Annotated in this window: 13 protein-coding genes; all 13 read right to left on the bottom strand. The window is 35.9% G+C overall.

Annotated features, from left to right (window positions below):
• Positions 1-928: 928 nt before the first annotated feature.
• Complete coding sequence (gene lysS / locus QA612_RS22335; RefSeq protein WP_278286043.1) at positions 929-2,434, bottom strand: lysine--tRNA ligase; 1,506 nt, start codon at positions 2,432-2,434, stop codon at positions 929-931.
• A 350-nt stretch (positions 2,435-2,784) separates the two neighbouring features.
• Positions 2,785-3,786: a tRNA dihydrouridine synthase DusB gene (dusB, locus tag QA612_RS22330; RefSeq protein WP_278286042.1), complete on the bottom strand. Its 1,002-nt coding sequence runs from the start codon at positions 3,784-3,786 to the stop codon at positions 2,785-2,787.
• A gap of 16 nt (positions 3,787-3,802) precedes the next feature.
• Positions 3,803-4,009 carry a helix-turn-helix domain-containing protein gene (locus tag QA612_RS22325; RefSeq protein WP_278286041.1) on the bottom strand — a complete coding sequence of 69 codons (207 nt, stop codon included), beginning with the start codon at positions 4,007-4,009 and terminating at the stop codon, positions 3,803-3,805.
• Complete coding sequence (gene folK, locus QA612_RS22320) at positions 3,961-4,506, bottom strand: 2-amino-4-hydroxy-6-hydroxymethyldihydropteridine diphosphokinase (RefSeq protein WP_278286040.1); 546 nt, start codon at positions 4,504-4,506, stop codon at positions 3,961-3,963. Before folK ends, QA612_RS22325 begins: the two co-directional genes overlap by 49 nt.
• On the bottom strand, positions 4,503-4,868 hold the full coding sequence (gene folB, locus QA612_RS22315) for a dihydroneopterin aldolase (protein ID WP_278286039.1): 366 nt from the start codon (positions 4,866-4,868) through the stop codon (positions 4,503-4,505). The genes folK and folB overlap by 4 nt, the downstream gene beginning before the upstream one ends.
• Before the next feature lie 27 nt (positions 4,869-4,895).
• Positions 4,896-5,672, bottom strand: coding sequence for a dihydropteroate synthase (gene folP, locus QA612_RS22310; RefSeq protein ID WP_278286044.1), 777 nt, complete (start codon positions 5,670-5,672; stop codon positions 4,896-4,898).
• Between the two features lie 685 nt (positions 5,673-6,357).
• Entirely contained in the window at positions 6,358-7,218 is an 861-nt protein-coding gene (gene pabC / locus QA612_RS22305; protein WP_278286038.1) for an aminodeoxychorismate lyase, read from the bottom strand.
• A complete protein-coding gene (pabA, locus tag QA612_RS22300) occupies positions 7,203-7,799 on the bottom strand; it encodes an aminodeoxychorismate/anthranilate synthase component II (RefSeq protein WP_278286037.1) in 597 nt (198 codons plus the stop codon). Before pabA ends, pabC begins: the two co-directional genes overlap by 16 nt.
• 13 nt (positions 7,800-7,812) lie before the next feature.
• A complete protein-coding gene (locus QA612_RS22295; protein ID WP_278286036.1) occupies positions 7,813-9,267 on the bottom strand; it encodes an anthranilate synthase component I family protein in 1,455 nt (484 codons plus the stop codon).
• A gap of 189 nt (positions 9,268-9,456) precedes the next feature.
• Positions 9,457-10,386 carry a cysteine synthase A gene (gene cysK, locus QA612_RS22290; RefSeq protein ID WP_278286035.1) on the bottom strand — a complete coding sequence of 310 codons (930 nt, stop codon included), beginning with the start codon at positions 10,384-10,386 and terminating at the stop codon, positions 9,457-9,459.
• A 97-nt stretch (positions 10,387-10,483) separates the two neighbouring features.
• A complete protein-coding gene (gene hslO / locus QA612_RS22285) occupies positions 10,484-11,371 on the bottom strand; it encodes an Hsp33 family molecular chaperone HslO (RefSeq protein WP_278286034.1) in 888 nt (295 codons plus the stop codon).
• A gap of 40 nt (positions 11,372-11,411) precedes the next feature.
• Positions 11,412-12,179 (bottom strand): type III pantothenate kinase, encoded by a 768-nt coding sequence (locus QA612_RS22280; RefSeq protein WP_278286033.1) that lies wholly within the window; start codon positions 12,177-12,179, stop codon positions 11,412-11,414.
• Between the two features lie 108 nt (positions 12,180-12,287).
• Positions 12,288-13,200, bottom strand: a 913-nt coding sequence (locus QA612_RS22275) for an ATP-dependent metallopeptidase FtsH/Yme1/Tma family protein (protein ID WP_481804469.1), incomplete at its 5' end; no start/stop codon positions are given.

Below are 13,200 nucleotides of genomic sequence, written 5' to 3'. Positions count from 1 at the left end.
ATCGTTTCGTTGTCGTTTTTGGCGACTTAAATAATATATCATCTCACCATAATAATTGTCAACAACTTTTTTAAAACGTTTTTGTCATCCTGTTTTGGCGACAAAAATAAATATACCATCATCTTAAATTGTATTCAACCATTTTCTTAAACTTTTTTTATAAATTTTCATCCAACCTTTTAAAAGCATTAATAATAAAGATGTTTTTTATACATGGTAATAAAAACCTACCTGAATCTACATTCCTTTTCTCACAAATATTAAACAAATATTAATATAATTCAGCCTAAAAAACGTAAATTAAAAGTATTTAGTTATAAAGTCAATAGAATGAAAACAATCCACTATCAAATAATTCATAACTTTATACTGATTTTTGCAACAGGATGTTCCAATTGCACCTCAGGGGGCACCTTCACTCTATTTGGAACCATATATAATATGACACTCCTATATATTAGGCAATAAGCAAATAATCTGGCAAGAAAAGCACCCTTTACTTTGTTAAACCGATAAGTAATATCACCTTGAGGCAAGTTCAAACTTTACCCCCTACTTCACATCCTTAAGGATTTTCCCTTTGAAGGATTGTCACCGAACCATTTCACATACATTCGAATACTTTCAATAACCTCACAAATGCCACAACCATTCACTTTTCACGGTACTTTCTACGTTCTACACAGCGAGCAACATCTCAAGCCACTTATTAAATTGGAGTTTCTCTTTTGTGGCTTTTCCGCAAGAATCAGCTCCCTACACTACAAAATAACTTTAATATACGAGAGTACCCATAATAAAAAAAGCAATGACTGAATAGTATTTAACTTTAGATTCCATGGGCACGAATCACAAAGTTATGTAAAAATACAGTTTCAAGTCATTACTTTTATCTTATATAAGTCTCATTCAATAGTGTTTAAGTATTCTACTTTGTCTCATCTACTTCCCTATGTCTCATCTGAGGGAATAATAATACATCACGAATTGATTGTGAATTTGTTAAGAGCATTACTAAACGATCAATTCCTATGCCGAGACCACCTGTTGGCGGCATACCATATTCAAGGGACTCTACAAAGTCTTCGTCCATCATATGAGCTTCATCATCACCTTGCTCCCGTTCCACAAGCTGAGCTTCAAAACGTTCACGTTGATCAATAGGATCATTTAACTCAGTAAAAGCATTTGCGTGTTCCCTACCAACAATAAACAATTCAAATCGATCCGTAAATCGCGGGTCTTCTTCATTCTTTTTCGCTAAAGGAGAAATATCTACTGGGTGTCCATAAATAAAGGTAGGTTGAATTAACTTTTCTTCAACAAAAGTTTCAAAGAATTCATTCACAATATGACCATACTTCATCGTCGGTTTTACTGGCACATTATGTTTTTTTGCTAATTCAAGAGCTTCTTCATCAGACATTTCATTCCAAAAGTCAACACCAGTATGCTCCTTAATAGCGTCAACCATATGAACTCGTTTCCACTTCGGTTCAAGATTAACTTCATATTCATTATAAGTCACTGTTGTATTACCCAATACATCCTGAGCAATATGAGCTACAAGATTTTCTGTTAATGCCATAATATCATTATAATCCGCATATGCTTCATACAGTTCAATCATTGTAAATTCTGGATTGTGTCGCGTTGAAACACCTTCATTACGGAACACCCTTCCAATTTCATAAACCTTCTCAAGTCCACCAACAATAAGACGCTTTAAGTGGAGCTCAATTGCAATTCGCATGTAAAGGGTCATATCTAATGCATTATGATGGGTAATGAATGGGCGCGCTGATGCTCCTCCAGCTATAGAATGCATCATAGGAGTTTCAACTTCTAAATAACCGTTATTATCTAAATATCTACGCATAGATTGAAGTATTCTACTTCTTAAAACGAATGTTTCACGAACCTCTGGATTAACAATTAAATCAATATAACGTTGACGATAACGTTGTTCAACATCCTTTAAACCATGATACTTGTCAGGTAATGGTCGCAATGATTTTGTTAAAATTTGAAAATCCTTTACTTTTATAGAAAGTTCACCAACCTGCGTTTTGAAAACTAAACCAGTAATACCTACTAGATCACCAATGTCAATGCGATTAAAAATATCATATTGTTCTTCTCCTACCTGGTCTTTTCTAACATATATTTGAATCTGTCCAGATAGGTCTTGAATATGTGCAAAGCCTGCTTTACCTTTCCCACGCTTTGTCATTACTCTCCCTGCAATTGTTACAGAGACTCCTTGTTCATCCAAGCTTTCTTTTGTTTCCTCTTCATACTTCTCTTTTAGTGCTTGTGCAGAGTGTGTACGTTCGAATCGTTTTCCAAATGGATCGATCCCTAGGTCAAGCATATCCTTTAATTTTTCTCGTCTCACTTTTAATTGATCATTTAACTCTAATTCTTGAGTCAACCTTACCAACTCCTGTATTTTATTCTCTTCATTTATTTGAAAATTTTTCAAAAATCAATGTATCCATTATGTAAACTATCATACCTAACATTAACAGATTATTGTTAGATCAAACTTGTTTCACCAAAAAAAGTAATGAATCTTTAAATATAGTAGCTTATTCTATCAATTATCTACTTTTTGTACTTTAGAATTCAAGTCTTTCATGATTACTTTAACATAAATGTTTTTATATAACCGTAATCCTAAGAATCAATATTTAAAAAATCAAGAAAACTGCCAGTAATAAACTGGCAGTTTTTTTATCATCAGAAGGTATTATAGGTAAGATACAAATCATTGTCAAATGTTTATGACCCTTGCACTTCCATTACTCTTAGATTATCTTGTTGATCTACAAATTCATAAAGTACGGAAGCCATATCATCCCTCTTCGTAACGGTGTTAATAGCATCCCGAAGTTTTGCCGCACCTTTCATACCCTTAATATACCAAGCAGCGTGCTTTCGCATTTCCCTAACAGCCACTTCCTCGCCCTTTAAATCTACAAGTCGATCCATATGAAGAACACAAACATCCATTTTCTCCTTATGATCTGGTTCTGGTTTGTTCTCACCAGTTTCTAAATAGTGGATCGTTCGATATAGCATCCATGGATTCCCAAGTGCAGCACGACCAATCATTACACCATCAACACCAGTCATGTCTATCATCCTTTTTGCGTCTTCAGGAGTTTTCACATCACCATTACCTATGACAGGTATTTTCACTGCTTCTTTAACCTCTTTAATAATATCCCAATTTGCTGTTCCTTCGTACATTTGTACACGAGTACGACCATGAACAGCAACCGCTTTTCCACCTGCACGTTCAACCGCTTGTGCATTTTCAACTGCAAAAATATGGTCTTCGTCCCACCCCATTCGCATCTTCACAGTAACTGGTTTATCTACAGCTTCTACAACATAAGAAACCATTTCATAAATTTTATCTGGATTTAATAACCATCTAGCTCCTGCGTCACAGCTAGTAATTTTTGGGACAGGGCATCCCATATTTATATCAATGATATCTGCGTTTGTTTGTTTATCAACAACTTTAGCAGCTTCCACTAGTGTATTTTTATCTCCACCGAAGATCTGAAGACTTAATGGTTTTTCTCTTTCATCTACAAAGAGCATCTTTAAAGACTTTTCATTTTTATGAACGATGGCTTTGTCACTTACCATTTCCGCACAAACTAACCCTGTTCCAAATTCTTTAGCTATTAAACGAAAGGCAGGATTACAAACGCCTGCCATCGGAGCAAGAACAACCTGGTTTTTCATTGTTATGTTGCCAATCTTTAACATGATGCTCACCTCTAACTTATTTTATTGATTTTAACTCATCTAGTGAAATATTAAGAGTATCTACAACATTCTCTAAGATATCTTCTGAAGGTATCCGGTTACCACGTTCGATCTCTCCTAGAACAGAAACAGATATTTGTATTTGTTTTGCAAATTCTTCTTGTGTAAAACCTTTTAGCTTTCGGAACGCCCGGATGCGTCTTCCCCAGATGAGCTCTTCCATTTATAGACACCTTCTTTATCCGATAATTGTCTAATATAATAATCAATGGATTTTCCATTGTTAAATACATAGTTTGCTTCAATTTCTTTAAAAGGAATAATGACAAAAGCACGTTCAAACATCCGTGGATGTGGAACAACTAAATGTTCCAACTTTATATTTTCATCGTTGAAGAGTAAAATGTCAAGATCTATTGTTCTCGGACCCCAACGAATCCCTCTCCTTCGCCCTCCATCTAATTCTATTTTTTGCGTTAATTTTAGCAATTGTTCCGCTAATAAATCTGTATTTATTTTAATAACCATATTTAAAAACGAAGGTTGCTCCGCATACCCAATTGGGTCTGTTTCATATACAGAGGATACATTTACTATATCAATATGTTTACTCTCATTTAATTTATTCATGGCATATTGCAAATGAGCTTCCCTATCCTCTTCATTTGATCCAAGTGATAAGTACACAACATTCGGTAACCCACACGAGCTTTTATTCAATTTATTCTTTCCCTTCTTATTTCAACTGCAACCGCATCATAATGTCCTGGAATAGGTGGGTTTGGTTTAGTTACTTTAACATGAACAACTTGAACAATGGAAAACGACAACAAAATGTCCGATGCAATACGTTCAGTTAATGTCTCAACAAGATTGACTGGACTACCTTCCATAATCCCTTTTGTTACCTCGTATACCTGTCCATAATTAACTGTCTTTTGTAAATCATCCGTCAATCCAGCAGGTCGAGTGTCCAACTCTAAAACAACATCAACATAAAAACGTTGACCCAGTTTGTTTTCCTCTGGAAATACTCCATGATAGGCATAAAACTCCATACTATTTACATAAATTTTATCCATTTCCTACCCACTCCTTCTATGGAAAGACTATGTTAAAGGTATAGCTCTTTTTCCAATCATAATATCCATCATTTTAACCATTCTACTCATCTCAAGTACATCATGAACTCGTACAATGCTTGTACCTTTATTAATTCCTAAGCAAACCGTTGCCCCTGTACCTTCCATCCTTTCGTCCACAGGAAGCTCTAATGCTTTTGCTATTAATGACTTTCGAGAAGTCCCTAATAAAACTGGATAACCTAATTCTGTAATTTTTTCTAAATTGCGCATTACCAAAACATTTTGTTCAAAGGTTTTTCCAAATCCAATACCGGGATCTAAAATAATCTTCTCTTCTTTTACGCCTGCATTGATACAAATTTCGATACTTTGTTTTAAATCAACAATAATATCATCCATTAAATTGTTATAAGAAGGTTTCGTCCGATTATGCATTAAGATTATAGGTACATCATAATGTGCTGCAACGGAAGCCATATTAGGATCCCATTTCGCCCCCCACACATCATTAATAATGTTTGCTCCAGCTTTAATTGCAAGTTCAGCCACTTTTCCTTTATACGTATCTATAGAAATAGGAACATTTACAGCCTCCCGAACAGCCTTTATAGGATCTATCACACGTCTTAGCTCTTCCTCCGCTTCGACTTTTTGTGCTCCAGGACGGGTTGATTCCCCTCCCACATCAATAATATCTGCACCATCTCCCACCATTTTTATGGCATGATGAACAGCTGTATTTGACTCTTCAAACTGACCACCATCGGAAAAGGAATCAGGTGTTACATTAAGTATTCCCATAACATATGTTTTCTTTGAGAAATCAATTGTGTATGCATCCCAGCATATAGTTTTTAGATTGTTATTCGTCAATTTAAAACACTCCTTATTTATGGAAACCTACTATTACCTAACTTTTCTCAGATCTTGTAGGAATATATAAGTTATCATCGCCCTGTCTCTACTGAACCAATACTTATTTATAGGGTAGACCATCCATGCAAGTATGAATTTGCACCATGGGGAATGAAAATACTCATCATGGTGGTTCATCCGTTACTGGTGAATCAATTACGCCTAAGGTCAGCCCACGTCCTGTGGGCAACGGCGTAATCCTGCCATCCTGGCTGCACGGGCAATGCTTCAGCCTCCACACTATATATTTTGTATACTGCTAAAGTACATGGGCCTGTCTCGGCCTCTGCAAGTGTTGCTCTGTTGTTATATGCGTCGAGACAACTCGAAGCTTATTCGTGAAGCATATGCTCGTCGCTGGAGTCGTCATCCTTCACTTCTGAACCAGACTATTTTCAGGGTAGACCTCCTATACAAGTGAAGATTTGCACCATGGAGGATGAAAATACTCATCAGGAGGTTCATACGTTTCAGGCGAATCAATTACGCTTAAGGTCAGCCCACGTCCTGTGGGCAACGGCGTAATCCTGCCATCCTGGCTGCACGGACAACGCCTTTGCCTCCTTGCTTTTTAAGATAAGTCTCTTCTACTCCATAAACTTTGAGCATAGGTATCAAATTCTTCTTTAAGTTTCGTAAAAAATTCACCTTGTTTTCCTTTGAAGAAACATTCACCAATCTTCTTTATGGGAACTATTTCTTGAATAGAGTTAGATATAAATACCTCGTTTGCATGCAATAAATGATCAGGAGAATATAACCCTTCATAAACTTGTATATTCATTTTTTTAGCTAGTGAAATAATAAATTGTCGCGTTATTCCATTTAATGCACCACTAGATATAGCAGGAGTATAGAGGGCATCATTTTTCCACCAAAATATATTAGAAACAACTCCCTCACACACCATGCCTTTCTCCGAAAGAAATATCCCCTCAATCGAAGGATCATCTCCTATTTCACGCTTTCCTAATATATTATTTAGAAAGTGGTGAGATTTTAAACGATATTCTCCTTCTGGGGTGTTCCGTTGCAAAGTTAAAAACTTACCTGTTTTTTCATGACCTATTATTTTAGGTAGAGGCTTAACGTAGACGATAATAGTAGGTGACATGTACTCTTTTGAGGATAACCCTATTTCTCTTTCTCCAGCAGATGCATTCCAACGAAAGTAACCATCTTTGAGATTATTTTTTTCTAAAAGCATTTCGATAGTCTTTAGCACTTCTACACGTTCATAGTTAGGAAGATTTATTCCCATTTCCTTTGCACTTTCATTTAGACGATGAAAATGGTCATCCAATAAGAACGGATGACCATTATAGGTTCGGAACGTTTCGAACAGACCTAATCCATATAAAAAGCCGTGATCAAAGGGAGAGATTGCTGCCTTTGAACTATCAACGATGGAACCATTTAAGTAGAGATACATTGCTTTTCAAACTCCTTGTATCGTTCTAAAAAGTTTCTTAATAAAACCTTTCCTTCTCCTGTCATAATAGATTCCGGATGAAATTGAACACCTTCCACTGGTAAAGTTTTGTGACGTATCGCCATTATTTCCCCTTCATTCGTTTCTGCAGAAATCTCAAAGGATTCTGGAAGGGTTTCTCTCTTTACAATTAAGGAGTGATACCTTGTGGCAGTAAAGGGATTTGGAATATTTTTAAATACAGATTTTCCGTCATGGTACATTTCTGAGGTTTTTCCATGCATTAATCTTTCTGCTCTAACTACGTCACCACCGAAAACCTGTGCTATTGATTGATGCCCTAGGCAAACACCGAATATTGGTATTTTTCCAGCAAAATGTTCAATAACTTTAAGACTAATTCCAGCTTCATTTGGAGTACAAGGTCCTGGTGAAACCATTATATACTTAGGATTTAACTCCTCAATTTCTTCAATTGTAATTTGATCATTTCGTTTAACAATTAGTTCCTGCCCCATTTCACCTAAATATTGGACAAGATTATACGTAAACGAATCATAGTTATCAATCATTAATATCATTTTTTATTCCTCCTCAGCTCATACTCACATTTTTACTAATCTCTTCTTCACTCATCTCTTTTGCTTTCCATAACGCTTTTGCCTTTTTCAACGATTCCTTAAATTCTGCTTTAGGGTCAGAATCAATAACGATTCCTGCACCTGCCTGTACGTGTGCTATACCATCCAATGCTATCATCGTACGGATTGTAATGTTTAATTCCATATCACCATCAAATCCAATCCAACCCATTGATCCTGTATAAACACCTCGTCGAACAGCTTCTAATTCTTCTATAATTTCCATCGTTCTTATTTTAGGGGCTCCTGTTATTGTTCCACCTGGAAACGTTGCAGCTATAACATCTAATGTATCATACTTTTCTGATTTTTTCCCCCTCACATTCGAAACAATGTGCATGACGTGGGAGTATTTCTCAATAACCATTAGCTCATTTACTTCTACAGAGCCATATTCACAAACTCTTCCAAGGTCATTCCTTTCAAGGTCAACAAGCATCACGTGCTCTGCTCTTTCTTTTTCGTTATTAATCAATGTATTTGCTAACTCTTGATCTTCCTTTTCGTCCTTCCCCCTAGATCTTGTACCAGCAATAGGACGTGTGCTCACTTCATCACCCTTAACTTTTACTAGTAGCTCTGGAGATGCACTTACATATTGTACTTCAGGTGTATGAAAGTAGCCCATATATGGAGATGGGTTTATTTTTCTTAAGCAAGAATAAACATGTAACGGATGACTATGAAGAGGACTAGATTCCCTCACAGACAAGTTCACTTGAAAAACATCCCCTGCTGAGATATATTCCTGCGTCTTTTTAACTGCATTCATAAATCCTTCTTCAGTAAAAGATCTTTCAGAAGGTGTAAGATTATTACGTTCCACTTTTCCCTTGTGAAAATACCAGTTTGAATTCTCTCTATTACCCTTTTCCCATTTTTGTTCTAACTCTTTTAAATGTATATATCCTTCCTTTTCTTTCCCTTGTTCAATAGCGGTAATAAACCATATCGTTTCCTTTTGATGATCTATCACTGTAATATCATCAAAAGCTAAAAAAAATAAATCATACGTATTTAAGTCATCTTTTGATAAGGAAGGTATTTTTTCTATTTCCCGAATTAGATCATAGCTAAATTGTCCAATTATTCCACATTGAAAATCAGGTAGTTGATCATTTTTCTCAACTTCATTCCCTTTTAACCAACTTCTAAGGGAAGGTAAAAGAGGTCCTTGAAGCCTTTCAATACCATCTTTTGTTTCAATAGATAACTCTTTACCCTTCCCCTTTAATATTGCCCATGGTGATAAACCGATAAAGGAATAGCGCCCACCTCTACCACTCTCTAATAAAACATGATAATTACTTTCTTTTACTAGTTCTGTATATGTGTCAAACCAATCAGCCGTAACCTTTTTCAAAGGTAGTTCCTGTCCGATAGCTATTTTTTTTGTTGTTTTAATCATGGAGATACCCCACCTAACATTTCACATGCTTTTCAATTTACTAATCATTATACTTCCCTCGAATTACTGGAGCAATTAATCTACCTTTTAATAAATAATAATAATGATTAAAATAGTACTGTCTATTTTTAAAGGGAGGTTAAAGGTATTAAAAAGAGTCTGGATAGTGTATATCCAAACTCATTCACTTTATACCTCATCAAATTGATAGAGAGGAGTACTTAAATAACGTTCCCCATTACTTGGTATGATAGCAACAACCTTTTTACCTTTACCTAAACGTTTCGCAACCTCAATAGCACTATATATTGCAGCGCCAGAAGAAATTCCGCCTAAAATACCTTCCTCCCTCGCTGCACGTCGTGCATACTCGAAGGCTTGATCCGTAGAAACTGTCATTACTTCATCATAGATATCTGTATCTAGTATGTCTGGAACAAATCCTGCTCCAATTCCTTGTATCTTATGTGGTCCTGGCTTTCCTCCCGATAAAATAGGAGAATCTTTCGGTTCTACTGCCACAACATGTAGATTAGGAAATTTGTCTTTTAATAATTTTCCAGCTCCTGTTATGGTTCCTCCCGTTCCAATTCCAGAAATAAAAGCATCTAATTGATCTCCTACCTGTTCTAATAACTCTTTTCCAGTTGTTTCGCGATGTATGGTAGGATTAGCTTCATTCTCAAATTGCTGTGGCATAAAATAACCATTCTGCTTCTGCAATTCGTTTGCTTTACGAATGGCTCCCCCCATACCTTCAGGTCCAGGAGTAAGTACAAGCTCTGCACCATATGCTCGTAAAAGATTTCGCCGTTCTAAGCTCATCGTTTCCGGCATTACCAATAATGTACGATACCCTTTTGCTGCTGCAACCATTGCTAAGCCAATACCAGTATTACCACTAGTAGGTTCAATAATTGTATCTCCATTTTTTAATAAGCCGGTTTTTTCAGCATCCTCTATCATGGCAAGGGCAATCCTATCCTTTACACTGCTGCCTGGGTTCATATACTCTAGCTTTAAATATATATCAGCATAATCTTCATTTACTATTCTTTGAAGTTTTACTAAAGGTGTTTCTCCTATTAATTCTGTTATTGAATCTACTACCTTTACCATTCCTCTTCCTCCTCTTCGGAAAACCGAGTAAGTATGTTGGTTTTTAATTGTTTTTACTATAGCAAAAGGGATAACACCAGTCAATGTCTATTTCCCATTAGTTTATAGTTGCTAAAATTTCTTCTAAATCTTCTTTCGAAAAAATATATTTTTCATTACAAAAATTGCATTGTGTCTCGGCTCCACCATCTTCTTCAATCATCATCATTATTTCTTCTTTTCCTAAACCGGATATAGATTGGCTAATTCTTTCTTTAGAACACCTGCATTTGAAGTTAACATCAATCTTATCTAATATTCGTACATTGTCTTTTCCCAATAATTTAAATAATATTTCTTCTGGTGACAACCCGTCTTGAATAAGTTTAGAAATAGGGGGAATCGTTTTTAATTGATTTTCAATTTCGTCAATGGTCTCATCCTTTACGCCCGGCATCATTTGAATGATGAAGCCTCCAGCAGCCATTACTTTTTCTACATTATCTTCATTATCAATTATAACTCCTAATGCAACTGACGAAGGTGTTTGTTCAGATGATGCAAAATAGTAGGTGAAATCCTCTGCTAATTCACCTGATATGAGAGGGACACTTCCTGTAAAATTTTCCTTCATCCCTAAATCCTTCACAACAGAGAGGGATCCTGTTTCTCCCACAGCAGCTGAAACATTTAATTTTCCAGACGCTTTTCTTTCTGGGTCGACATGAGGATTAGAAACATACCCTCTAGCCTCTCCCTTTGCATTTGCATCTATAATAATTGGACTAGCTGGGCCGTCCCCTTCAATTTTTATCGTTATTTTTTCGTTTCCTTTTAACATTGTTCCCATCATCGTCCCTGCAGATAAGGCCCTACCTAAAGCTGCAGTTACTGTACGCCATGTATCATGACGTCTGGCAGCCTCTTGAACCATCTTAGTGGATCGTATTCCATATGCACGTACCGTTCCATCATATGCTAACGCCTTTATTAAATAATCGTTCAAATTAATCTCTCCTCACATAAAAAAATATTGCTATTGTTCTTTAACCTACGTTTCTATTGTAGATGAGCTGCAGTCCCTTTAAAGTTAGAAAGGGATTTACAACATCTATAATATCTGACTCATTACTAATAAGATCTGCTAATCCTCCTGTAGCTATTACTTTAGGATTTAATTTAATTTGCTCTTTCATACGTTTTACGATTCCCTCTACTTGTCCTACATAACCGTATAAGATTCCAGACTGCATAGCATTTACAGTATTTTTACCAATAATATTATTTGGTTTTGAAATTTCTATCCTCGGTAGCTTAGAAGCTCTATTATAAAGGGCTTCTGTTGAAACTCTTATACCAGGTGCTATTGCTCCACCCATATAGTCGTTTCTCTCATTTATATAACAATATGTAGTGGCTGTTCCGAAGTCTACAATAATTAACGGACCGCCGTACAAATGAATTCCTGCAACTGCGTTTACTATTCTATCTGCACCTACCTCTTTTGGATTATCATATTTTATGTTTAATCCGGTTTTAATACCTGGACCAATAACCATCGGTGAAAGTCCAAAATATTTATGACACATTAACTCTAATGCATACATAATAGGTGGTACGACAGAGGATATGATAACACCTTTTATGTTAGTAAAACTTAGTTCTTTATCTTTAAAAAATTCTTTGATTAACATACCATATTGGTCTTCCGTTTTAGAAGTATCTGTACCAATTCGCCAAAAATACTTTAACTCTTCTTTATCATAAACACCTAAAGATATATTTGTATTTCCTACATCTAATACTAAAATCATAGTATCTAGCTCCTATCACATTGTGTTAAAGTTTTTTCCTGCGAGAGAGTGTAGTGAATAATCAATTCCTTCTAAAAAAGGGTGTCTATAAATAGACACCCTTTCTCTTTATTCATCTTTATTTTGTTTGTAATCTGCATTACGTTCTTCCCATGTTTTTCCGTCGATAGTATCTTTTTCATCTGTTGTTGATAAATCATCTGTATTTTCGTTTGATTCTTTCCCTTTGATGTTAACCTTTACGTCATCAGAGGTGGATTCACCATTCATTTTTCTTGTCATATGATGATCGTCAGGAAGTTTTCCTTCCTCAATTAACGAATTAATTTGTTGTGCATCTAACGTTTCATGGACAAGTAACGTTTCTGCTACTAAGATTAAGCTATCTTTGTTATCTTCAAGAATTTGTCTACAACGTTCATAGGATTCTTTTAGGATTCTTTGCACTTCAAGATCGATCTCATGTGCGATTGCATCACTATAGTTCTGTTCATTATTTATATCACGACCGAGGAATACTTCCCCTTGCGTGTTTCCGAATTGGACTGGACCTAGCTTATCACTCATACCAAATTCCATGACCATTTTTCGTGCGATACCAGTAGCACGTTGGAAATCATTATGAGCTCCTGTACTAACTTCACCGAAGATGATTTCTTCGGCAACACGGCCACCTAATAAACCAACAATTTTATCAAGAAGCTCTGGTTTTGTCATAAAATAGCGATCTTCTTTCGGAAGCATCATTGCATAACCACCAGCTTGACCACGAGGAACAATCGTTACTTTATGGACTAAGTCAGCACTTTCTAACTTCACCCCAACAACAGTATGTCCCGCTTCATGGTGAGCAACAATGTTTTTCTCTTTTTCAGAAATTACACGGCTCTTTTTGGAAGGCCCAGCAATGGTTCGATCTATCGCTTCCTCAACAGCTTCCATATCTATTTTCGTCTTATTAGCACGAGCTGATACTAATGCTGCTTCATTTAATAAATTTTCTAAATCAGCTCCAGAGAAG

This window comes from Evansella sp. AB-P1, assembly GCF_029688925.1.
Classification (GTDB): Bacteria; Bacillota; Bacilli; order Bacillales; family Salisediminibacteriaceae; genus Evansella.
Note: the sequence above shows the minus strand (reverse complement) of the source record. Positions and strands in the feature narration are given on the sequence as shown.